This window comes from Streptomyces sp. ISL-1 (genome assembly GCF_018614585.1).
GTDB classification, from domain to species: Bacteria; Actinomycetota; Actinomycetes; order Streptomycetales; family Streptomycetaceae; genus Streptomyces; species Streptomyces maoxianensis.
This window is the reverse complement of record NZ_JAGGOI010000026.1, coordinates 39,902-60,328: the sequence shown is the minus strand read 5'-3', so window position 1 is coordinate 60,328 and position 20,427 is coordinate 39,902. Positions and strand designations below refer to the sequence as shown.

Sequence of the window (20,427 nt, the reverse complement as noted above, 5' to 3'; positions counted from 1 at the left end):
TCCCGCGGTCACCCCCGCATACGCAGGGCGTACGTCACACCTGGACCCGGCGCTCCACCACATCAACGAGCTTCGCCAGGGCTAGGTCGCGCGGAATCCCGTTCTCCTGCGAACCGTCGCGGTAGCGGAAGGACACCGTGCCCGCGTTCATGTCGTCGTCGCCGACGATGATCATGAACGGGACCTTCAACTTCTGCTGGTTCCTGATCTTCTTCTGCATCCGGTCCGAGGAAGAGTCGACCTCGACCCGCAGACCCTTCTTCTTCGCCTCGGCGGCGAACTCCTGCAGATACGGAACGTGGGCGTCTCCGACCGGAATGCCGACCGCCTGCACCGGCGAGAGCCAGGCCGGGAACGCGCCCGCGTAGTGCTCGAGCAGCACCGCGAAGAACCGCTCGATCGAGCCGAACAGCGCGCGGTGGATCATGACAGGGCGCTGCTTGGAGCCGTCCGGACCGGTGTACTCCAGGTTGAAGCGCTCCGGCAGGTTGAAGTCCAGCTGGACGGTGGACATCTGCCAGGTGCGGCCGATGGCGTCCTTCGCCTGCACGGAGATCTTCGGCCCGTAGAACGCCGCGCCGCCCGGGTCCGGGACCAGCGGCAGGCCCTGCTTCTCGGCCACCTTGCGCAGGGTCTCGGTGGCCTCCTCCCAGACCTCGTCCGAACCGACGAACTTCTCCGGGTCCTTGGTGGACAGCTCCAGATAGAAGTCGGTGAGTCCGTAGTCGCGCAGCAGGTTCAGCACGAAGGTGAGCGTCGAGTCGAGCTCGTCCGCCATCTGTTCCTTGGTGCAGTAGATGTGCGCGTCGTCCTGGGTGAAGCCGCGGGCCCGGGTCAGGCCGTGCACGACGCCCGACTTCTCGTACCGGTACACGGTCCCGAACTCGAAGAGGCGCAGCGGCAGTTCACGATAGGACCGGCCGCGCGCGTCGAAGATCAGGTTGTGCATCGGGCAGTTCATGGGCTTGAGGTAGTAGTCCGTGCCCTCGTCGAGCTGCATGGGCGGGTACATGCCCTCGGCGTACCAGTCCAGGTGGCCGGAGGTCTCGAAGAGCTTCCCCTTGGTGGCGTGCGGGGTGTAGACGAACTCGTACCCCTCTTCCTCGTGCCGCTTGCGGGAGTAGTCCTCCATGACGCGGCGTACGACGCCGCCCTTGGGGTGGAAGACGGCGAGGCCGGAGCCGATCTGCTCCGGGATCGAGAAGAGGTCCAGCTCGCTGCCGAGCTTGCGGTGGTCGCGCTTCTCGGCCTCGGCGAGGAATTCGAGGTGCGCCTTGAGCTCTTCCTTGGAGGGCCACGCGGTGCCGTAGATGCGCTGCAGCATGGGGTTCTTCTCGCTGCCGCGCCAGTACGCGGCGGCGTTGCGCATCAGCTTGAACGCCGGGATGTTGCGGGTGGTGGGCAGGTGCGGACCGCGGCAGAGGTCCTTCCAGCACAGGTCGCCGGTCTTGGGGTCAAGGTTGTCGTAGATCGTCAGCTCGCCCGCGCCGACCTCGACGTCCGCGCCGTCGTCGGAGGACGCGGAGCCCTTGATCCCGATCAGCTCCAGTTTGTACGGCTCGTCGGCGAGCTCCGCGCGGGCGGCCTCGTCGGTGACGACACGCCGCGAGAAGCGCTGGCCCCGCTTCTGGATCTCCTGCATCTTCTTCTCGATGGCCTTGAGGTCATCGGGGTGGAAGGGCTTCTCGACATCGAAGTCGTAGTAGAAGCCGTCCTTGACCGGCGGGCCGATGCCGAGCTTGGCCTCGGGGAAGAGCTCCTGCACGGCCTGCGCCATGACGTGCGCGGTGGAGTGGCGCAGGATGTTCAGCCCGTCCTCGGAGGAGATCTCGACGGGCTCGACCTCCTCGCCGTCCTTGATCTCGTACGCGAGGTCCCTGAGCTCACCGGCGACGCGGGCGGCGACGACGGTGCGCTCGCCGGCGAAGAGTTCGGCTGCCGTGGTGCCCGTGGTCACCACGCGTTCTTCCCGCTCGGAATCGCGTTGGATGATCACACGGACGTCTGACACCGGTCTCTCCTGACTGAAGGGGTGCGCCGCATTCGTACTGCGCGCGCTACGAATCGTACCGAGCCGGTGGGGTCCGCCGCGAAACGGTTTGTTCCCGTACCGGGGCTCCGCGTACGCACTGCGGGCGTGGGGGTCCCCCCACGCCTCGAAATCCGCCGGACTTCGTCCGCGGGGGAGGCCCCCAAGAGGCTTGAAAGCCTCACCGGACGGGCTCGTCTTCCGCCGGGCGGCGGAAGACTCAAGCCCGTCCGGTAATTGAGGTCAACGCCCGAAGGGCGTACGGGGTCTGGGGGCAGGCCTCCCACGCGGCGGAGCCGCACATCGATACAGCCTGGAAGGGAGTCCTACCCACGCCCGCAGGGGGCGTGGGGGGGAGGGCGGGTAGGGGAACAGCGCCGCAGGCAACCCGCACCCGCTCCCCCCTCACTCCCCCTGGCACGCCTCCTCAAAGAAGTCCAAATTCTCCTGCAGCGACTTCATCAGCCTGTCCCGCTCCGCGTCATCCACCTGCACCGGCACCACGTTCGACGCGTCTGTCAGCCGCCGGAAGCCGCCACGGCTCTCCAGCCGTCCGACCACCCGGATCGGCAGTCCGACCAGGTGCGCATGGCCCGCCGTGCGGTACGCGTCCTCGTCCAGCGCCACCCGTACGTGCGGCACCTCCGCCCCCGCCAGCACCCGCAGCCGGACTGTCCCCGCCCCGCGCGGGCCCGAGCGGCGCATCCGGACCACCGTGCCCGTGATCCGGACCGGCACCGAGGGCTCGTCCGTCAGATAGCGCGCGCCCGCCTCGCGCAGCGCGGGCAGGTCACCGGGCGAGAACTCCACCGGCTCGTTCCGCGGCGCGCACCCCTGCGGCACCCCCGCGGCAGGCGACCACTCCAGCGCGATCCGCGCGCCCTCCGCGCCGCGTACGAGCGCGATGACCGCCTCCGTGAGCTCCCGGCTCACGCCGGCCTCGACGGCCGCGTCGAAGGCCTCCATCCCACCGGTCGCCCGCTGGTAGTCGGCGGCATCCCGGGCCGCCTGCAGCGCGTGGTAGAGCCGGACCACGACGGCCCGGCCGGTCTGCACCGGCACGAACGCGGTCAGGCTGCGCCCGCCGGGAGCGGGTCCCACCAGGACTCCTTCCAGTGCGGCCTGCGCCTGCCGCCGATGCCGCGCGCCGTAGTAGCCCGCGCGGCCGCGCGCCGCGAGCGCCGCGGCCATCAGCATCTGCCGGGCGGCCGCCCGCAGTTGTTCCTGTACGGTCCACGACGCCGCGCCCGAAGGGCCCTGCGGGACATCGCGCCACCACCTGATCTCGTCGCTCGGCACTGTCAGCCCGACGAGCACCTCGCGGGCCGACGGCGCCGCGCTGCGCGCGAGCGCGGTCAGCGCCTCGCCCAGCAGATCCTCACAGTCGGGAAAGGACAGGCTCTCGGGGACAAGCAGACTCGTCCCGCCCGCCGCATGCCCCGGAGGCGTCCAGCGCGCATAGCGCCCGGCCGCTCCCCCGCGACGCCGCCACCCGTGCCGGTCGAGCAGCGCGCCCAGGACGACGGGGTCGACCTGGGCGGGGTCCAGCTCGCCGCCCCCGTACCAGGGTCCTGGCACATCACCGGTCGGATGTGGTCGTACAGACTCGTCGAAAGGCCGATGCATCAGGGTCTCCCTCCCACCCCGACCCGGGTCATGATCTCGCAGAGCGCCCGGTCGTCGAATATGCGCGAGGTCGGGATCCGAACGGTGGTCCTGCGCCTGCCCGTCACCGGGTGGCCGGCCAGGTTGGTCCAGTAACAGCAGTGCCGCAGATCGAGCCGGTCGTGACTGGCCCGCAGCCACTCGTCCTGTGTCCGGGGGACGAGCATCACGACCAGGATCTTGTGCACGGAGACCGGGGTACGGGCCAGCTTCACCAGGTGGTCGTTGTCGAGCGTGAAGGAGAAGGCCGGACCCGGCGGGTGCGGGGGAATCTGGTATGTGCACTTGAGCTGCACCTTGATGGTCACCTCGTCGTCGACTGTGTGACCGGCCGAGCTGTGGCTGACATGCCAGTCGATGCCGTTGTCCGGAAACGGCTGTGACAACGAACAGCCGGCCGCGGCGGCGACCGCGTGCAGATAGCCCACCTGAAGTGTCTCCATGCAGGCGGTGGTGGCGAGCGCGCCCCGCAGCGGTGCTGTCCGCTGCGGCAGCAGCCCTCCCGATTCGGGCTGCGCGAGCGCCATGGCTCCTCGTGCCTTCCGGGCTGTACCGGTCATTGTCCCCGCGACGGGGCGTCAATTTCCGTACACCCCATCTGTGTTGTCACCGCCCGGCGTACGGCGCAAACAGCCCGGGTATCACCGATTCGGGCAGGGGGACAAAGCCATCTGCCAGGCATGTGCGAGGAGTTCGGGGATGACGCGCTGGTATGACGGCCCCCTGGCCGCATTTGACACAGAGACCACAGGAGTCGACGTCGAGGAGGACCGGATCGTCTCGGCCGCCGTCGTCGTCCAGGACATGGCGGGAGGCCGGCCGCGTGTCACTCGCTGGCTGGTCAATCCGGGGGTGCCCGTGCCGCCGGGCGCCACTGAGGTGCACGGGCTGACCGACGAACATCTTCAGCGCAACGGCCGCTGGCCGGCGCCGGTGATGGAGGAGATAGCGAGGGCGCTGGCCGAGCAGTGCGGCGCGGCCCGCCCGCTCGTCGTCATGAACGCGCCCTTCGACCTGACCATCCTCGACCGCGAACTGCGCCGCCACCGCGCCGCGTCGCTCGGCCGCTATCTGGAGAACGTCCCGCTGTGCGTGCTGGACCCGAGGGTCCTGGACAAGCACCTGGACCGGTACCGCAAGGGCCGCCGCACGCTCACCGATCTGTGCACGCAGTACGAGGTCGTGCTGGACGGAGCGCATGACGCGGCCGCGGACGCGACGGCGGCACTGGAGGTCACCCGGGCGGTGGGGCGCCGTTTCGCCTCCCGGATGGAACGCCTCTCGCCGGCGGAGCTGCACACCCTGCAGGCGGTGTGGCACGCGGCTCAGGCGCGCGGCCTGCAGGCGTGGTTCGCCCGTAGCGGCACTCCGGAGGCGGTGGACCCCGCATGGCCGCTGCGGCCCGAACTGCCCGCGGCCGCCTGACGCGTGCACGTCGACGCCATAAAAGAGGCCATGAAAGCCGAGGCCCATAAAAGAAGGCCGGCCCGTCATTGACGGACCGGCCTCTCCCGGTGGGCGATACTGGGTTCGAACCAGTGACCTCTTCGGTGTGAACGAAGCGCTCTCCCACTGAGCTAATCGCCCGGGAACGACCTGAACCATACAGGCCCCCGCAGGTTTCCTTCAAACTCCTCCGAGGTACGCGGCAAGACCCCGCCGCCCCCCGCGCATCATCGCCGCGTGATTGGCGCGGAAGACCGGCCGGCAGGGCAGCGCCAGCCGTCTCATCAGCGGCTTGCGCACCTCCACCTCCTGTTCGTACAGCGCCCGGGTGCCACCGCCACGCTCCGTCAGCGTCCACCGCGCCCAGCCCTCCAGGTCGCCCTTCATCCCCACTTCGAGCACCCCGGCCGCCGGGTCGCGCCGCTGGGCGCGGGCGGTGACGAGCAGTTCGTACGGGAGGAAGGAGCGGAAGCGCGCGGTGCCGGTGATCTCATCGAGCGCGGTGACCTCGCGAACCTGCGGCCACCAGCGGGGGTACTCCTCGGCCCGTTCCAGCACCTCGTACACGGCCGCGGGCCCGGCGGTCAGATCCCACACGTTGCGGAAGCGGTAGCGACACCAGTCCATACTCCAAGTCTGCGCCCCCAGGGGCGTACTCACCCGCGATCTGAGTATCCGCACCCATGCCGTGCGGTGTGGCGCGGGCCACACTCCGACCATGGAGACCGTTCCGCCACCCGCCGAAGAACTGGCGATCCTCGATCGCGAGCTGGTCCAACTGGATGCCCGCCGGGCCCAGTTGCTGGCGCGCAGAGCCTGGTTGCTCACCTCGATACGGCAGTCACAGCCCGCCGCACGGCCGGCGCCGGTCGCGCGGCCCCTCGGCGCGCCGCCGCCCGAGACGTCCCCGCCGAATGTCCAGAACCTGCTGCTCACCCTCGGCGGGATTCTGCTGACCATCGCGGCGATCGCATTCACGCTGGTCAGCTGGGGGCACTTGGGTATCGGCGGGCGCTCAGCGGTGCTCGGCGCGGTGACGGTCGCGGCACTCTCCGCGCCGGTCCTGCTGCTGCGCCGGGGGCTGGCCTCGACGGCGGAGGCGGTGGCGGGCCTCGGCCTGGTCCTGATGGCGCTCGACGCGTACGCCCTGCACCGGGTGGCGCTGCCGGACACCGGCGGGCTGGGCTACACGGCCGTCGCTTCGGCCGCGCTCGCCGGGCTGTGGTCCGCGTACGGTCTCTCGCTTGACCGGCTGCGCACGCCCCTGCCGGTTGCCGTGCTGACCGCGCAACTCCCGCTTGTGCTCTGGGCGCTGACCGCTTCCGCGGGCGCGCCGCCGATGGAGTGGGCGCTGCTGGCGACGGCCGCGTTCGATGTCGTGGTCGCGCTGTCGGCGAATCGGGCGGGTCTCCGGGGAATCGCCACAACCGGTGCCGCGGCGGCGGGCGGCTCAGCGCTGCTGATCGGCGCCTCGCAGTCGGTGACGGCGGCCACGCCGCTCGCCGCGGTGGCCCCGGCCGTGCTGCTGCTCACGGCGGCGGGCGTGGCGCTGTTCGCGGCTTCGCGGTCGCCCGAGGCTGCTACCGCCGCGTCCGTTGCAGCGGGCCTCGCGGCGATCGCCGCGGTCGGCGGCGTGGCTCGGGCAGGGGTGCCGGAGAGGTGGTCGGTGCTGGGGTATCTGCTGTGTGCGGTGGCCCTGTCGGGGCTTGTACGGATGGGGATACCGCGGCGTCTGCAGCCGGGCCTGATCAGCGCGTCGGCCGCGGTCCACGCCGCTGCGGCGCTTTCGGCGCTGCCCCTGGTCGCCCTCACCCTGGCGGGCCCGCTGACGGTCCTGGACTCCATCTGGTCGGGCACGCAGACCGACGCCCGCGGGGCACTGGGCCTGGACCTCCCGGAGTCTGTCCTGTCGGCGACACCACTGGTCCTGCTGATCGTGGCAGCGACGCTGACGGCGGCCTCCCGCTGGTCACCCACGGCAGAGGGCCCGCCCACCGGGCCTCCCGCAGCGCCCGCCGGGACCGCCCCGCAGGCCGCAGCCGGCACGGCCGCGCATCGACCGGCCGCGGCGGAGGGCCCCACCCCGCCTGCCGGAACAGCCGTGGCCCCATCCCCGGAGGGGTACGCCGCCGAGCCCTCGGCCACGCCCACCGGCCGGGCGAGCGACGCCACCGGCCCCGAGGGCGTGCCCACCCCGGAGGGCCACCCCGGCCCGGCCGCCGGGCCCTCGCCTTCCGGCCCGGCCGCAGCCTCCCAGCCCGCCGGGGAGACGCACCCTGGCCCGGCCACGCCAACCGGCCCGGCCTCAGCCGCCCAGCCCGCCTGGGGGCCGGCTTCCCGCGGCCCGGTAGTCCCCGGCCCCGGGCTGCGTAACCTCGCCGCTCCCCTGGCCCTCGGGCTCGTGTGGGCCGCCCTGCTCGTGGTGCCGCCCGCGCTCGATCTCGGGTACGCCGTGACAGCGGCGCTCCACGTGTTCCTGACCATCGCCGCGCTGGGCCTCACCGTGCGGCCCGCGTGGCTCGCGCGGCACGCCCCGGCGGGCCCTGTCGTCGGCCTCGGCTGTGCCCTCGCAGGCGGCGTCAGCGTCGCGCTGCTGTCCCTGGCCACGCGCCCGGCCACGTTCGCGGTCCTTGCCACCCTGGCCGCCTCCTTCACCGCCGCCGCGGTCGCGACACGGGCCGGACGCGCCGTGCAGGCCGTCCTCGCCTGCGCCGCCACCGGCTTTGCGACCGCCCTCCTCGGTGCCATCGCAGGGGCGGTCGAACTCCCGCCCCACCAGGCCGCGTGGGTGATGCTCGCCATCCCCGCCGCCGTGGCTCTCCTCGCCGCCCGGCTCCGCCGGCACCCCGTCGCCCTCCCGATGGAGCTCACGGCCGCCGCCGCGGGCCTGCTCGCGGTCGGCCTCGCCGCCGGGGACCGCCCGACGCTCGCCCTGGTGCTGGCGCTCTGCGGCGTGATCGCCGCGGGCACGGCGGTGCGGGCCGAGCGACGCCCCGCGGCCGGGTATCTCGCGACGGCGCTGTTCGTCCTGGCCGGCTGGGTGCGGCTGTACGCCTCGGACGTCGCGAGCCCCGAGGCGTACACCCTCCCGGTGACCCTCCCCGCGCTCGCCGTCGGTGTGCTGCGCCGCCGCCGCGACCCGGAGGCGTCGTCCTGGACGGCGTACGGCCCCGGCCTCGCCGCGACCCTGCTCCCGAGCCTCTTCGCCGCCTGGGGCGACGAGCACTGGCTGCGCCCACTGCTGCTCGGCCTCGCGGCCCTGGCCCTCACGCTCACCGGCGCCCGGCTGCGCCTCCAGGCGCTGCTGGTGCTCGGCGGCACCGTGCTCGCCCTCGACGCGCTGCACGAGCTCGCGCCGTACGTCGTGCAGGTCGTCGGCGCACTCCCCCGCTGGTTGCCGCCCGCGCTCGCCGGACTGCTGCTCCTCGCCGTCGGCGCGACCTACGAGCAGCGGCTGCGTGACGCCCGCAGGCTCCGCGACAGCCTCGGCCGCATGCGCTGAGGGCCGTGAGAACGCCGAAGGCCCGGAGACATCAAGTCTCCGGGCCTTCGGTCCGGGTGGGCGATACTGGTTTCGAACCAGTGACCTCTTCGGTGTGAACGAAGCGCTCTCCCACTGAGCTAATCGCCCCGGCGCATCGCAAACATTACCCCATGTCAGCGAGTCCCCCAGACCATTTTCCGGTCACTCCTGGATCTTCCAGGGCATCTCCATCCCGAACTTCCACAGGTAGATTCCGACCAACACCGCGATGATCACGAGGCCGACCGTGGTGAGGATGATGTTCCGTCTCCGCACCCTGGGGTCGAGCGCTCGCTGCGCCGCCTCGGTCACCTTGCGCTTGGTCCAGCGCAGCACCAACTGCGCCCAGACGAACTCGGTCGCCCAGATCGCCATACCACCGAAGATCACCAGCCAGCCGGGACCCGGCAGCGGCAGCATCACGATGCCCGCGCCGACCACCCCGAGGCCGACGATGAAGATGCCGACCTGCCAGCTCAGGTGCAGTGTCCTGGACCGCTTGATGAAGTGGGGCGCCTTCGAGCCGAGCTCCGGCTCCGGCGCCGCCATGTCCCCCGTCGCGCGGGCCGGGGCCGTCGCGGCGACAGCCTCACCCCGCTCGTCACTCTCCGCATTCATGGACCCAACCTACCGGATTGAGCGTCGTCACCGGAATGGCCGTATGACGCAAAGCGAGACACCGCCATACGAGCGACATGAAGGATCACAAAACGGTCAGAGGGGTTTACAACGGCACCGTAGGTGGCATGTCGATTTCGCCGACGTGCGAATCCCCGAGCGCACACTGAGCGAAAGGCCCTGGCGCTTATGAACACCACGGTCAGCTGCGAGCTGCACCTGCGCCTCGTTGTATCGAGCGAGTCTTCACTGCCTGTACCCGCGGGCCTGCGGTATGACACGGCCGATCCCTATGCCGTGCACGCCACCTTCCATACCGGAGCCGAAGAGACGGTCGAGTGGGTCTTCGCCCGCGACCTTCTCGCCGAGGGGCTGCACCGGCCCACTGGCACGGGCGACGTCAGAGTCTGGCCGTCCCGCAGCCACGGCCAGGGCGTCGTCTGCATCGCTCTGAGCTCCCCGGAGGGCGAAGCCCTGCTCGAGGCCCCGGCGCGGGCCCTGGAGTCGTTCCTGAAGCGGACCGACGCCGCGGTGCCACCCGGCACCGAGCATCGTCACTTCGATCTCGACACGGAGCTCTCGCACATCCTGGCCGAAAGCTGAGCCAGGCCGCGAGCTGCACGGCGCCGTCCTACTCGGGGAGACGGCGCCGCGCGGACAACCACATACGGCACACACCGGCGCCGTCACCGCGGATTCCATCGCGGCGACGGCGCCGATGCGCTCTCGGCGCGAAGCGCTAGAGTCAGCGCAATTCGGCGGGCACCGGCCCGCAGCAGGCCAGGGAGCGAATCGTGCTGATTCCCCACGACACCCGGATCGCCCTCGACACCGTCGTCGATCTGGTGAACACCGCGCCGGAGAGCGAACAGGGCGACCGGCTCGCGAACGTCGTCGCACTGCACGACTTCGTGCACAGCCACGCCGTCAGCGGCGTGGGCGAACTGAGCCAGCGGGACCTCAAGGCGGTGCAGGACGTACGGACCCGGTTCGCGGAGATCTTCGCGGCGCCCGACGGCCGCACCGCGGCCGAGCTGGTCAATGAGCTGGTGGCGGCCGCGGGGACCACCCCGCAGCTCACCGACCATGACGGCTACGACTGGCATGTGCACTACTTCGCACCGGGCGCGTCGGTCGCCGACCATCTCGCCGCGGACTGCGGGATGGCCCTGGCCTTCATCGTTGTGGCGGGCGAGCAGGAGCGGCTGCGGCGGTGCGAGGCGCCGGACTGCGGGCGCGCGTTCGTCGATCTGTCGCGTAACCGCTCGCGCCGCTACTGCGACAGCCGCACCTGCGGCAATCGCCTGCATGTCGCCGCGTACCGCGCGCGCCGCAAGGAAGCGGCCGGCTGAGGCTCACAGCAGGAAGAGATCGTGTACCGCGGCCATCAGCAGCAAGAAGCCGATCACCGCGAGAAAGATCATCAGGGGTGGCTGGGAGAGCGCGAAGAGGCAGCCACGCGGCTCTTCGGTCGGTGCGGGGGCCTGGCCCCGGGAGGTATCGAGCATCTCGGGGTGATGATGTCGCAGCCCGGCCCGTCATGATCGACCAACACGCCCCGCGACTGCGGGAGTTCATTCGCATTTCGCACTGGATCCCGTCCGGATCTCGCGCCGGATCTCGCGCCGGACCTCGCGCCGGATGCGTGCTGGACGCCGTGCTAGATGCCGTGCTTCTTCAGGATCGCCTCGATGTCGCTGAAGTCGTCGCCGGAACCGGCCGCCTTCGGCTTCGCCACGGGCTGTCCTGCCGGAAGGACGGCCTGCCCGGCCGAGGGCGCCGACGCCCCGGGCGCGACCGCCTCGCGCTGCGCCGACTTCGCGGCCTTGCGCTCCTTGCGGGTCCCGCCGCCGCGCCGTTCGACGGCACGGGTCGTCATCAAGAGTAGCCACGCGCCGCCCAGCAGGCCGAAGCCGAGCCACGCGGACGGACTGAATGCCGTGTCGACGGCCCATTCCACGACGCCGGTCAGCACCAGGCCGATCGGGATCAGGGAGTAGGCGGCTATCCGGGTCGCGGCAAGGAAACGCTTGCGGTACGCCGTCACCGCGGCGATGCCCAGGCCCGCCGCGGACACCGCGGACAAAATCGTCTCTGCAATCATCCGGTCCTCCAGGCTTCGGCGGGCATGGGCGGGTACGTCCCCATCCATCGTGCACCGTCCGGCGGCATACGGGCCATGGTCCCGCAGACCTCAGGGAGATCTCCGGGACGGCCTCCTCCGCAGGTCCCGGTCGGGGACCGCGCCGGAAGGCTGGGAGACTGGTCCCATGAGCGACTCCACGACCGCCCGCCCCGTCGTACTCGACGTCTGGTGCGAGCTCCAGTGCCCCGACTGCCGCAGCGCCCTGGAGGATCTGCGAGCCCTGCGTGAGCGCTACGGCGACCGGCTGGAGCTGCGGCTGCGGCACTTCCCCCTCGAAAAGCACAAGCATTCCTTCGCCGCCGCCCAGGCGGCGGAAGAGGCTGCCGAGCAGGGCAAGGGCTGGCCGTATGTGGAGGCCACGCTCGCGCGTACCGAGGAGCTGGCGGCGAAGGGCGAGCCGTTCCTGCTGGAGGTCGCGCGTGAACTGGGCCTGGACGCGGAGGAGTTGGACACCGCCCTGGTCGACGGGCGGCACATCCTGGTCGTCGACGCGGACCACGCCGAGGGCAAGGCGATCGGCGTCACCGGTACGCCGACGTACGTCATCGACGATCAGCGCCTCGACGGCGGCAAGAGCCAGGAGGGGCTGCGGGCGCGCATCGAGGAGATCGCCGACCGGCTGCTCGCCGAGGCGGACTCCGGATCCGGCGCCTGAGGCATCTTTCAGAGCAGTTGCTTGCTTTCAGAGCAGTTGCTTGAAGGAATTGACGTCGGTCGTTCCGTAGCCGAGTGACTCGTAGAGCCTGACCGCTGGCGTGTTGTCCGCGAAGACATGCAGTCCGAGCAGACGCAGCCCGGCGTCCAGCGCGACGCGTTCGGCGAGCAGCATCAGGGACCGCCCGTGTCCGTGCCCGCGCTGTCCTTCGGCGACCTCGACGTCGTACACGTACGCACCGAGCTCGCCGGGGCGCACCTCGCGCCGGCCGACGAACAGGTGGCCCACGGCAACGCCGTCGTGGACCAGGACACCGAGCCAGGTCCCGGGGCTGGCGAGGCCGTCGGGCAGGCCCTTGCGGTGTTCGGCCGCCGACTTGGCGCGCGCCTCGTCCGCCGGAACTCCGCGGTCGATCCAGCTCCGCGCGTACGTCTCGACAGCCGTGGCCAACCACCGCCCGAACTCCGCCTCGGTCATCGGGCGGCCCTCGACCTGCGCAGGCAGGGCAGGCGGCTCTTCCGGCAGCTCCTTGAGCATGTTGCGGCTGCGCTCGGTGTAGCCGAGGGCGGTCGCGAGACGTGTGGCGGCGGTGGCTTCCGGCGGCACGGAGACCAGCACCTGGGTGCAGCCCCAGCCGCGCAGCACTTCCTCGGCGGCGAGCGCGGCGACGGTCCCCCGCCCGCGCCGACGGTCAGCCTCGTCGATACGGAGCGAGCGGATGGTGCCGGCCGTGGCGCTGAGTGCGGGGAAGGTGGCGATCTCGATCGTGCCGACGGGGCGGCTGTTCACACAGACCTCGTACGAACGCGATCGTGCGCCGTCCGCCTCGCGCTGAAGCGGCCCGGTCGGCCGCAGAGTGGTGGTCATCAGGGGTGTTGTACCTGCCCTGCGGCCCCACGTCACGCGGTTTTGCCGGTCCGGCCGGGAGTCCGGCCCGCCGCGGAGCGCCTCTGGGCCAAAGCGCCCCTGGGGAAACCTCGGCTACGGAGCCTTCGGATCGCTGTCGGCGGCCGAGCGCTCGTCGAAGATCCGCATCGCCTTGGCGGTCACCGGTCCCGGCGCGTCCGCCAGCTGTCGCCCGTCGATCCGCCGCACCGCCTGTACGTCGCGGAGGGTGGACGTAAGGAAGACCTCATCGGCCCGGTCCAGCACGTCGAACGGCAGGTCGGTCTCCCTGGCCCCCGTCCATTCCACGGTCATCGCGCGGGTGATGCCCGCCAGACAGCCGGAGGAGACGGGCGGGGTGTACAGCTCGCCGTCGAGTACGACGAAGACATTGGCGCCGGTGCCCTCGCAGAGCTGTCCGACGGTGTTGGCGAAGAGCGCCTCGGACGCGCCCTGTTCGCTCGCCCTGGCGAGTGCGACGACATTCTCCGCGTACGACGTCGTCTTCAGCCCGGCCAGCGCACCACGCTCATTGCGCGTCCAGGGAACAGTGATCACGGCCGTGGCGTCGGGGCGGCGCTTGGTCTCGCCGAGCGCGACGACGAGGGTCGGACCCGCGGTGCCGCGGTCGGAGCCGAGGGGCGAGGTGCCGCCGGTGTACGTGATGCGCAGCCGGCCAAGGGCCGCGGGGTTGGCTTCCAGCACCGCCGCGCAGGCGCGGCGCACCTCGTCATGGTCCGGGTCCGGCAGGCCGAGACCGCGGGCCGAGCGGGTAAGCCGGTCGAGGTGCTGGGTGAGGGCAAAGGGCTGCCCGTGGACGGCCTTGACCGTCTCGAAGATGCCGTCGCCCACGGTCAGACCGTGGTCGAACACCGACACCCGGGCGTCGTCAGCGTCCGTGAGTGCGCCATTGACCCAAAGCTTCATCTAGCTGGTCCTTCCGCTCGCTTCGTACACTCCCGACGCTACCGCGAGCAGCCGGGAAGCCTTCAGCTCGGTCTCCTCCCACTCGCCCTCGGGGTCGGAGCCCCAGGTGATCCCGGCGCCGGTGCCGAAGCGGAGCACCGGCCCGCCGGCCCGGGTCCGGTCGATCCAGAAGGTGCGTATGCCGACGGCGAGCTCGCCGGTGCCGCGGTCGGCGTCGACCCAGCCGATGCCTCCGCAGTACGGTCCGCGGGGCGCCGTCTCCAGCGACTCGATGATCTTCAGGGCACTGGACTTGGGCGCGCCGGTCACCGAGCCCGGCGGGAAGGTGGCGGCCAGCAGCTGCTGCCAGCCCGCCTTGGGCCCCAGCTCCCCGCGCACGGTGGAGACGAGGTGCACAAGGCCTGGATGCGCCTCGACCGCGCACAGCGCGGGGACGGTCACCGTGCCCGTGGCGCAGACCCGCCCCAGGTCGTTGCGGACCAGGTCCACGATCATCACGTTCTCCGCGTGGTCCTTCTCCAGCAGATCCTCGACGGTGCGTCCGGTGCCTTTGATCGGCCCGGACTCGACGGTGTGCCCGTCCCGGCGCAGATACAGCTCTGGCGAGGCGCTGGCGATCTCCACTCCGTGCTCGGGCAGCCGGATGGTTCCGGCGTACGGGGCGGGGTTGCCGCGTGCCAGCAGGGCGGTCAGCGCGTCGACGTCGGTGGCGTCCCGGTCGGGCAGCGGCGCGGAGAGAATTCGGCAGAGGTTCGCCTGATAGACCTCGCCCGCCGCTATGAGCTCACGAATGCGCCGGACGCCGGCGCAGTACGCGGCGCGGTCCAGCGTTGACGTCCAGTCGTCCGCCGACGGGCCCCGCCAGCGCCCCGGGACGGGATCGGGCACCGGCTCCGTACGCACATCGCCGAAGCGTGCGCAGGTCAGACCACCCTCGAAGTCTGCGGCGACGGCCCAGAAGCCGGCGGAGTCGAGCGCTTCGGGGTCGCTGGTGACATCCCGGAGGTCTGATGCGACGAGGCTGCCGAAGCGGGCCAAAGGAGCGAGGTCATGCACGTCTGCGAGTCTATGGCGGGCGCCGATGAGCCGCTGCGGCGTGAACACACCTCAGCACGCTGCGGAAACGCGTTTTTGTGCTGGCCCACTAATCCGCTAGAGTTCACCACGTCGCCGGCACGCGGGAGCGGGCCGGAACCGACATGCGGACGTGGCTCAGTTGGTAGAGCATCACCTTGCCAAGGTGAGGGTCGCGAGTTCGAATCTCGTCGTCCGCTCGATGGGGGATCATCCCGAACCCCTGCATTCAGGGTGGAGTGGCCGAGAGGCGAGGCAACGGCCTGCAAAGCCGTCTACACGGGTTCAAATCCCGTCTCCACCTCCAAGGACGATTAGCTCAGCGGGAGAGCGCTTCCCTGACACGGAAGAGGTCACTGGTTCAATCCCAGTATCGTCCACTGGATCCGCGAGGATTCTCTCCCTGGTCTTCGGCACGGGGAACCCGGCGCGATTAGCTCAGCGGGAGAGCGCTTCCCTGACACGGAAGAGGTCACTGGTTCAATCCCAGTATCGCGCACGCAATACAACACAAGATCGTCCCGCGCGATTAGCTCAGCGGGAGAGCGCTTCCCTGACACGGAAGAGGTCACTGGTTCAATCCCAGTATCGCGCACCAGCCAAAACCCCCGGCCGCATCCACGGCCGGGGGTTTTGTCGTTACGGGGGTCGGCCCGTCCCTCACCCCGTGACGAGCTACCGGCGGCGGACCGGCGGTGAGCAGCCGGCCGCCGCGGGCCCGGGTGGAGTGCCCGGGCCCGCAGCGGGGATTCAGGAGTGGTTCAGGTGGCCGTCAGACGTGGCGGCTCAGGTCGCCGTCACGTGGCGGATCAGCAGGCGGTTCAGGAGGAGAAGAGCATCCGGCCGAAGCTCTTCTGGCGGTGGTGCCCGCCGTGGTGTCCGCCATGGTGCTGCGGGGCGCCCCAAGCGGGCGCGGGGGCGGACGGGTAGGCCTGCGGGGCGGACGGCGGGGGCGGAGCCTGGGTCCACTGCGACTCGAGGCGGGTGAGGGACTCCAGCTCGCCGTAGTCGAGGAATATCCCCCGGCAGCCGCTGCACTGCTCGATCTGGACGCCGTTGCGGTTGTACGTGTGCATCGCTGCATGGCACTTGGGACACTGCATGGTCTGCTCAGCTCCTCGCCGTTCGGTCGACGTCGCCGGGATGCATGCCCGGTGACGAGGAGTTCAGACTACGACGGAGGCTCGAACTCCAACTCGGGTGGGAGGCACGCGATTCGGGCGCAGGCGTCGATCACGGCCTGCTCGACGTCGTCCGGATCGCGATGTTCCGCGGCGGATTTCGCCAGGGCGAGGGCGGCGGTCTGGACGGTCAGCGCGCGGGCGGGGACGTCGAGTTGGGGCCAGGGGTCGGCGCCTGCCCGGACCGCCGGGCCGTCTGCGGCGCTGTACGCCCCGAGGAACCGCTGCCAGATTTCTGGGGGCAGCAGACCGGCGGCGTACCAGGCGGCGGGGCGGGCCAGGTCCCAGGCGGGATCGCCGAGGCCGAGATCGTCGACGTCGATCAGCAGCCAGGGGCCGGCGGGGGCGGGGTGACGGACGAGCTGGCCGAGGTGGAGGTCGCCGTGGCAAAGGGCGCTTCTGCGGGGCGATTCGGCCTCGTCGCGGGCCCAGGCGGGGAGCCGCTCCCAGGCCCGTTCGACGGTGGCGGCCGCGGGGTGGTCCGCCGCGGCGGCGCGCATCCGCGCGAGGGCCCGGGCGGCCTTGGCGGGGCCGCGCATGGGCGGGATGGGGCCGGGGAGTGCGGCGGGCTCGACGCGGTGGAGCCGGGCCAGCAACACCGCGGCGTCCTCCCAGGGGGCGGCGTCGGGGTCCGCGGCGTCCACGGGCACGCCGTACGGCCAGGCCGTGACGGGGCGGCCGCACACATCCCGTACCCGGAGCGGGAGCGGTGGAAGCAGGATCCCGGCGAGGCGGGGGTGCGCGGCGACGGCGATGCGGGCGCGGTGTCCGTTCGGGTCGGTGCCGGGTGCGTGCGCCTTGGCGACGGCTTCCCCGTGCCGTACGACGGCGCCGTCGGCCCGGTCCGCGAGCACGGCCTCGTCCCGCCCGCAGGCCCGGCAGGCCGCGCGCGGACCTGGCAGATGCGCGGCGTCGCGGGCGGCGTCGGCGAGCGCGCGTACGACGGATGCGGTCACGGTGTCCCCCCGGGGTTGCGGTGCGGTCCGGCTGGAGAGTACGCGGTGGGGCGGGGGGTGTTTCCTCTGACCTCCAGGACGGCCGCATCGCGCGAAGGCGCGAATGAAAGCGGGCAGCGCGATGGCCGGTCAGCTCCCCAGCTGACCGGCCAAACGCTGCCGTCCGCCGCACCCCCGTCCCCACGGGGTTGTTGGCCGGATGTCCCCGGCCCGGACCGCTCTTCCGGGCCCAGGGCGCCGCTCAGCGCCCCAGCATCACGCCCACGGACGACGCTTGTGTGACTACCGCTTCCCAGCCGCCGAAGGCGACCACGAGCAGTGCCGCCAGAGGAAGGACCATGGCCGTCGCCACCAACGGGTGACGCCTGCCTGACGGGCGGTCGCCGAACGCGGCGAATGCCTTGCGCCCCTGCGTGCGGATGATGGTCCGCGATGCCGTGTCCGCCATGGTCCCTCTCCTGTTTTGTATGGGCAGCGGCGGGTGTCTGACCTCGGGGGACGAGTGCTCCACCCGCCGCTTGACTTCAAGATTAGGGAAGCGACAGGGCCCGGTCGTCATGCCCGCGTACCGATTGCCGGGCCTCCCGGAGGATGAGCCACCACCCAGCGACGTACTCCCCAGGGTGGAGACGCCGCCCTATGCCTTGGGGTCTTCCCGGAGGGGACGTTCCGAGGAGTCCTCCCGCGGTACCGGCTGCTCGACCAGCGCCAGCACCCGGGTGGCCATGAAGCGGGCCGTGCGCACCACCCCACCGCTGCGGGTGACTTCGCTCACTTCCACCACCCCCCTGCGCACCGCGGTCTCGACCCTGCGACCCGCCCGGCTTGCCACCACTTCGTAGGTACGAGTCGTGTCTCCCGCGTCCACGACTATCTCCACGCGGTCACCCTTCACTGATCCAATCCCCCTTCTGCGACGGACCTTTGAGATCTCGCACGGGCCCGGGGGCGACGGATCCGCCATCCCCTGACCACTCTTCAAGTTTCCCACCCGGCACTGACAATCGGTCGGGCCGCGAGGGCGCGGCCTATGAGCACACCGGGTCGGGGGTACGTAAGCTGTGCCACGTCAAACGGACGACCGTGGCAGCGGGAGTGGGGTCTCCCCACCGTAGGTAGGGGACGGACATGGCGATGATGCGGCTCCGGCGCGAGGATCCGCGTGTCGTCGGCTCGTTCAGGCTTCACCGGCGGCTCGGCGCGGGTGGCATGGGCGTTGTCTACCTGGGCTCGGACCGCCGCGGACAGCGCGTCGCGCTGAAGGTGATCCGGCCGGATCTGGCCGAGGACCAGGAGTTCAGATCGCGGTTCGCACGCGAGGTGTCCGCCGCACGGCGGATCCGCGGCGGCTGTACGGCACGGCTGGTGGCCGCCGATCTCGAGGCGGACCGCCCGTGGTTCGCCACCCAGTACGTACCCGGTCCCTCCCTGCACGACAAGGTCGCCGAGGACGGCACGCTGCCGGCCGCCGAGGTGGCCTCGATCGGCGCCGCGCTCTCCGAGGGCCTGGTCGCCGTGCACGAGGCCGGTGTCGTACACCGGGATCTGAAACCGTCGAACATCCTGCTCTCCCCCAAAGGCCCCCGGATCATCGACTTCGGCATCGCCTGGGCGACCGGCGCGAGCACGCTGACCCATGTCGGCACCGCGGTGGGCTCGCCCGGTTTCCTCGCGCCGGAGCAGGTGCGCGGCGCCGCGGTCACGCCGGCCACGGACGTCTTCGCGCTGGGCGCCACCCTCGCGTACGCGGCGACGGCCGACTCGCCCTTCGGACACGGCAGTTCGGAGGTCATGCTGTACCGGGTCGTGCATGAGGAGCCGCAGCTGTACGGGGTCCCGGACGCGCTGGCTCCGCTCGTCCAGGCCTGTCTGGCGAAGGATCCCGAGGAACGCCCGAGCACGCTGCAACTGTCAATGCGGCTCAAGGAGATCGCGGCACGGGAGGCCCAGGGGCTGTCCGAGGGGCGGCCTCCGGTCCAGCGGGAGCGCATCGAGCAGGACCGTCCGACCTCGCGCTACACGGAACGGACGGAGCGGACCGAACGCACAGGGCGGACGGAGCGGCGTACGGCGGGTACGCCCGCGCCTCGCCCGCGGCCCTCGCGCACCGGCGGCACCCGCCCCCAGCCGCCGCGCAACACCTCCCGTACGAACGGGCGTCAGGGCACCAGGCCCGGCGTCCGCACCACATCGGTCGGGCGGCGGCCCGCCAACCCGCGGCTGCTGCGGCAGCGCATCATCGTCTTCTTCGTGGTGACGCTCATCGTGGCCCTGGGGATCGCGGCGGCCCAGCAGCTGTAGGCCGGCCGGCGCGCCGCTTCGGCGAGCTGTTCCTGACTCATTCCCGTCCGGCGCCGATGGTCGCGGACGCGGCGGGCACGTCGAACAGCCCTCGGTCTTCCGGGGTCAGGCAGACCTCCACCGCGTGGCGTAGAAGGCGACGGCAGAGGCGGCGGCCACGTTCAGGGAGTCGACCCCGGCGTCCATCGGGATGCGGACATGCTCGTCGGCCGCGATGAGAGCCTCGGGCGTGAGTCCGTCTCCCTCGGTGCCGAAGATGAGGGCCAGCTTCTCGATGTTCCGCGAGGCGAGTTCGTCGATGGTGATCGACTGGCCACTGAGGCAGAGTGCGGCGGTGGTGAATCCGTGGGTCCGGAGAAGCTCGACGTCCTTCGGCCAGGACTCCAGCCGGGTCCACGGGACCTGGAAGACGGCCCCCATTGAGACCTTCACAGCCCGCCGGTAGAGGGGGTCGGCGCATCGCGGAGTAAGCAGCACCGCGTCGACTCCGAGGGCTGCCGCATTGCGGAAGGCGGCCCCGAGATTGGCGTGATCGACGATATCTTCGAACACGGCAACGCGCTGACCTGCGTTGACCGACTCCATGGCGATCGGGCGACGGGCCGACTGGAGCAGATCGTCGGCCGTAGAGAGGGGTTTGCGCTGCATGGAGGCGAGCGCGCCGCGGTGCACGTGGTAGCCGGTGACGCGTTCGGCGAGCTCGGGGCTCACCGCGTACACGGGCGCCGGGAGCTCGTCTATGACATCGCGCATCACATCGACCCACTTGGCCGAGAGCAGCATCGACCGCATCTCGTAACCGGCGTCCTTGGCCCGTCGGATGACCTTTTCGCCCTCGGCGATGAACAGGCCTTCCGCGGGCTCACGCCTGCGCCGGAGCTCGACGTCGGTCAGGCCCGTGTAGTCGCGCAGGCGTGGGTCGTCGGGGTCCTCGACAGTGATGAGATCGGCCACAGGGTGATACTGCCTTCTCCTGGGTGTGGTGCCAACGGCTGGGCGCAGTTCGGTTACTTGCGGTTAC

General features: G+C 71.2%; 21 protein-coding genes and 7 tRNA genes. 11 read left to right on the top strand and 17 right to left on the bottom strand.

Annotation, left to right across the window (positions count from 1 at the left end):
* Positions 1-34: 34 nt before the first annotated feature.
* The 3 genes from thrS to J7E87_RS19250 form a co-directional block, all read right to left on the bottom strand.
* The gene (thrS, locus tag J7E87_RS19260) at positions 35-2,011 is read right to left on the bottom strand and encodes a threonine--tRNA ligase (protein WP_215095594.1); all 1,977 of its coding nucleotides are present in this window, start codon (positions 2,009-2,011) and stop codon (positions 35-37) included.
* Positions 2,012-2,434: 423 nt separating this feature from the next.
* Positions 2,435-3,655 (bottom strand): hypothetical protein, encoded by a 1,221-nt coding sequence (locus J7E87_RS19255; RefSeq protein ID WP_251017674.1) that lies wholly within the window; start codon positions 3,653-3,655, stop codon positions 2,435-2,437.
* Complete coding sequence (locus tag J7E87_RS19250; RefSeq protein ID WP_215095592.1) at positions 3,655-4,221, bottom strand: DUF4365 domain-containing protein; 567 nt, start codon at positions 4,219-4,221, stop codon at positions 3,655-3,657. The genes J7E87_RS19255 and J7E87_RS19250 overlap by 1 nt, the downstream gene beginning before the upstream one ends.
* Before the next feature lie 172 nt (positions 4,222-4,393).
* Here J7E87_RS19250 and J7E87_RS19245 point away from each other — a divergent pair, with 172 nt between their 5' ends.
* Positions 4,394-5,119, top strand: coding sequence for a 3'-5' exonuclease (locus J7E87_RS19245; RefSeq protein ID WP_215095591.1), 726 nt, complete (start codon positions 4,394-4,396; stop codon positions 5,117-5,119).
* A 90-nt stretch (positions 5,120-5,209) separates the two neighbouring features.
* On the opposite strand, the gene J7E87_RS19240 is transcribed toward J7E87_RS19245, so the two are convergent.
* Positions 5,210-5,281 (bottom strand) — tRNA-Val (locus J7E87_RS19240).
* Positions 5,282-5,320: 39 nt separating this feature from the next.
* On the bottom strand, positions 5,321-5,767 hold the full coding sequence (locus J7E87_RS19235; RefSeq protein ID WP_215095589.1) for an SRPBCC family protein: 447 nt from the start codon (positions 5,765-5,767) through the stop codon (positions 5,321-5,323).
* Between the two features lie 91 nt (positions 5,768-5,858).
* Here J7E87_RS19235 and J7E87_RS19230 point away from each other — a divergent pair, with 91 nt between their 5' ends.
* A complete protein-coding gene (locus tag J7E87_RS19230; RefSeq protein ID WP_215095587.1) occupies positions 5,859-8,642 on the top strand; it encodes an SCO7613 C-terminal domain-containing membrane protein in 2,784 nt (927 codons plus the stop codon).
* A gap of 57 nt (positions 8,643-8,699) precedes the next feature.
* Here J7E87_RS19230 and J7E87_RS19225 read toward each other — a convergent pair.
* Together J7E87_RS19225 and J7E87_RS19220 are read right to left on the bottom strand one after the other, a co-directional pair.
* Positions 8,700-8,771, bottom strand: a tRNA-Val gene (locus J7E87_RS19225).
* 54 nt (positions 8,772-8,825) lie between these two features.
* Positions 8,826-9,281, bottom strand: a complete 456-nt coding sequence (locus tag J7E87_RS19220) for a TIGR02611 family protein (RefSeq protein WP_215095585.1) — start codon at positions 9,279-9,281, stop codon at positions 8,826-8,828.
* Positions 9,282-9,470: 189 nt separating this feature from the next.
* On the opposite strand from J7E87_RS19220, the gene J7E87_RS19215 reads away from it, so the two are divergent.
* Positions 9,471-9,884 carry an SsgA family sporulation/cell division regulator gene (locus tag J7E87_RS19215; RefSeq protein WP_003959770.1) on the top strand — a complete coding sequence of 138 codons (414 nt, stop codon included), beginning with the start codon at positions 9,471-9,473 and terminating at the stop codon, positions 9,882-9,884.
* A gap of 191 nt (positions 9,885-10,075) precedes the next feature.
* Positions 10,076-10,633, top strand: coding sequence for a CGNR zinc finger domain-containing protein (locus J7E87_RS19210; RefSeq protein WP_215095583.1), 558 nt, complete (start codon positions 10,076-10,078; stop codon positions 10,631-10,633).
* Positions 10,634-10,636: 3 nt separating this feature from the next.
* Here J7E87_RS19210 and J7E87_RS19205 read toward each other — a convergent pair whose 3' ends face one another.
* Together J7E87_RS19205 and J7E87_RS19200 are read right to left on the bottom strand one after the other, a co-directional pair.
* Complete coding sequence (locus tag J7E87_RS19205; RefSeq protein WP_215095580.1) at positions 10,637-10,789, bottom strand: hypothetical protein; 153 nt, start codon at positions 10,787-10,789, stop codon at positions 10,637-10,639.
* Between the two features lie 152 nt (positions 10,790-10,941).
* Complete coding sequence (locus J7E87_RS19200; protein WP_215095578.1) at positions 10,942-11,385, bottom strand: hypothetical protein; 444 nt, start codon at positions 11,383-11,385, stop codon at positions 10,942-10,944.
* A gap of 166 nt (positions 11,386-11,551) precedes the next feature.
* Between J7E87_RS19200 and J7E87_RS19195 the strand changes: the two genes are divergently transcribed.
* Entirely contained in the window at positions 11,552-12,082 is a 531-nt protein-coding gene (locus J7E87_RS19195; RefSeq protein WP_215095576.1) for a DsbA family protein, read from the top strand.
* A gap of 27 nt (positions 12,083-12,109) precedes the next feature.
* Here the strand turns inward: J7E87_RS19195 and J7E87_RS19190 are convergent, their stop codons facing one another.
* The 3 genes from J7E87_RS19190 to J7E87_RS19180 all read right to left on the bottom strand — a co-directional run bounded on the left by J7E87_RS19190 (position 12,110) and on the right by J7E87_RS19180 (position 14,950).
* Entirely contained in the window at positions 12,110-12,949 is an 840-nt protein-coding gene (locus J7E87_RS19190; protein ID WP_215095574.1) for a GNAT family N-acetyltransferase, read from the bottom strand.
* A gap of 114 nt (positions 12,950-13,063) precedes the next feature.
* Positions 13,064-13,894: an aminotransferase class IV gene (locus tag J7E87_RS19185; RefSeq protein WP_215095572.1), complete on the bottom strand. Its 831-nt coding sequence runs from the start codon at positions 13,892-13,894 to the stop codon at positions 13,064-13,066.
* A complete protein-coding gene (locus J7E87_RS19180; protein WP_215095570.1) occupies positions 13,895-14,950 on the bottom strand; it encodes a chorismate-binding protein in 1,056 nt (351 codons plus the stop codon). It abuts the gene before it with no gap.
* Between the two features lie 145 nt (positions 14,951-15,095).
* Here J7E87_RS19180 and J7E87_RS19175 point away from each other — a divergent pair.
* From J7E87_RS19175 to J7E87_RS19155, 5 genes are all read left to right on the top strand, one after another.
* Positions 15,096-15,168 (top strand) — tRNA-Gly (locus J7E87_RS19175).
* A gap of 33 nt (positions 15,169-15,201) precedes the next feature.
* A tRNA-Cys gene (locus J7E87_RS19170) sits at positions 15,202-15,275 on the top strand.
* Between the two features lies 1 nt (position 15,276).
* Positions 15,277-15,348 (top strand) — tRNA-Val (locus tag J7E87_RS19165).
* A 47-nt stretch (positions 15,349-15,395) separates the two neighbouring features.
* Positions 15,396-15,467, top strand: a tRNA-Val gene (locus tag J7E87_RS19160).
* Positions 15,468-15,491: 24 nt separating this feature from the next.
* Positions 15,492-15,566 (top strand) — tRNA-Val (locus tag J7E87_RS19155).
* 223 nt (positions 15,567-15,789) lie between these two features.
* On the opposite strand, the gene J7E87_RS19150 is transcribed toward J7E87_RS19155, so the two are convergent.
* The 4 genes from J7E87_RS19150 to J7E87_RS19135 all read right to left on the bottom strand — a co-directional run bounded on the left by J7E87_RS19150 (position 15,790) and on the right by J7E87_RS19135 (position 18,000).
* A complete protein-coding gene (locus J7E87_RS19150; protein ID WP_215095568.1) occupies positions 15,790-16,071 on the bottom strand; it encodes a zf-TFIIB domain-containing protein in 282 nt (93 codons plus the stop codon).
* A 68-nt stretch (positions 16,072-16,139) separates the two neighbouring features.
* Positions 16,140-17,105: an aminoglycoside phosphotransferase family protein gene (locus J7E87_RS19145; protein ID WP_215095566.1), complete on the bottom strand. Its 966-nt coding sequence runs from the start codon at positions 17,103-17,105 to the stop codon at positions 16,140-16,142.
* Positions 17,106-17,346: 241 nt separating this feature from the next.
* Positions 17,347-17,553 carry a hypothetical protein gene (locus J7E87_RS19140; RefSeq protein WP_215095564.1) on the bottom strand — a complete coding sequence of 69 codons (207 nt, stop codon included), beginning with the start codon at positions 17,551-17,553 and terminating at the stop codon, positions 17,347-17,349.
* Between the two features lie 189 nt (positions 17,554-17,742).
* Entirely contained in the window at positions 17,743-18,000 is a 258-nt protein-coding gene (locus tag J7E87_RS19135; RefSeq protein ID WP_215095562.1) for a hypothetical protein, read from the bottom strand.
* 233 nt (positions 18,001-18,233) lie between these two features.
* On the opposite strand from J7E87_RS19135, the gene J7E87_RS19130 reads away from it, so the two are divergent.
* The gene (locus J7E87_RS19130; protein WP_215095560.1) at positions 18,234-19,406 is read left to right on the top strand and encodes a serine/threonine-protein kinase; all 1,173 of its coding nucleotides are present in this window, start codon (positions 18,234-18,236) and stop codon (positions 19,404-19,406) included.
* A 105-nt stretch (positions 19,407-19,511) separates the two neighbouring features.
* On the opposite strand, the gene J7E87_RS19125 is transcribed toward J7E87_RS19130, so the two are convergent.
* The gene (locus J7E87_RS19125; RefSeq protein ID WP_215095558.1) at positions 19,512-20,360 is read right to left on the bottom strand and encodes an RNA methyltransferase; all 849 of its coding nucleotides are present in this window, start codon (positions 20,358-20,360) and stop codon (positions 19,512-19,514) included.
* Positions 20,361-20,427 lie beyond the last annotated feature (67 nt).

Excerpts from the sequence above, each read along its gene's own strand:
- J7E87_RS19185 (WP_215095572.1), bottom strand. The coding sequence starts at position 13,894 with ATGAAGCTTTGGGTCAATGGCGCACTCACGGACGCTGACGACGCCCGG.
- J7E87_RS19205 (WP_215095580.1), bottom strand. The coding sequence starts at position 10,789 with ATGCTCGATACCTCCCGGGGCCAGGCCCCCGCACCGACCGAAGAGCCG.
- J7E87_RS19215 (WP_003959770.1), top strand. The coding sequence starts at position 9,471 with ATGAACACCACGGTCAGCTGCGAGCTGCACCTGCGCCTCGTTGTATCG.
- J7E87_RS19140 (WP_215095564.1), bottom strand. The coding sequence starts at position 17,553 with ATGGCGGACACGGCATCGCGGACCATCATCCGCACGCAGGGGCGCAAG.
- J7E87_RS19245 (WP_215095591.1), top strand. The coding sequence starts at position 4,394 with ATGACGCGCTGGTATGACGGCCCCCTGGCCGCATTTGACACAGAGACC.
- J7E87_RS19130 (WP_215095560.1), top strand. The coding sequence starts at position 18,234 with ATGGCGATGATGCGGCTCCGGCGCGAGGATCCGCGTGTCGTCGGCTCG.
- J7E87_RS19220 (WP_215095585.1), bottom strand. The coding sequence starts at position 9,281 with ATGAATGCGGAGAGTGACGAGCGGGGTGAGGCTGTCGCCGCGACGGCC.
- J7E87_RS19250 (WP_215095592.1), bottom strand. The coding sequence starts at position 4,221 with ATGGCGCTCGCGCAGCCCGAATCGGGAGGGCTGCTGCCGCAGCGGACA.
- J7E87_RS19200 (WP_215095578.1), bottom strand. The coding sequence starts at position 11,385 with ATGATTGCAGAGACGATTTTGTCCGCGGTGTCCGCGGCGGGCCTGGGC.
- J7E87_RS19235 (WP_215095589.1), bottom strand. The coding sequence starts at position 5,767 with ATGGACTGGTGTCGCTACCGCTTCCGCAACGTGTGGGATCTGACCGCC.
- J7E87_RS19230 (WP_215095587.1), top strand. The coding sequence starts at position 5,859 with ATGGAGACCGTTCCGCCACCCGCCGAAGAACTGGCGATCCTCGATCGC.
- J7E87_RS19255 (WP_251017674.1), bottom strand. The coding sequence starts at position 3,655 with ATGCATCGGCCTTTCGACGAGTCTGTACGACCACATCCGACCGGTGAT.
- J7E87_RS19195 (WP_215095576.1), top strand. The coding sequence starts at position 11,552 with ATGAGCGACTCCACGACCGCCCGCCCCGTCGTACTCGACGTCTGGTGC.
- J7E87_RS19150 (WP_215095568.1), bottom strand. The coding sequence starts at position 16,071 with ATGCAGTGTCCCAAGTGCCATGCAGCGATGCACACGTACAACCGCAAC.
- J7E87_RS19190 (WP_215095574.1), bottom strand. The coding sequence starts at position 12,949 with ATGACCACCACTCTGCGGCCGACCGGGCCGCTTCAGCGCGAGGCGGAC.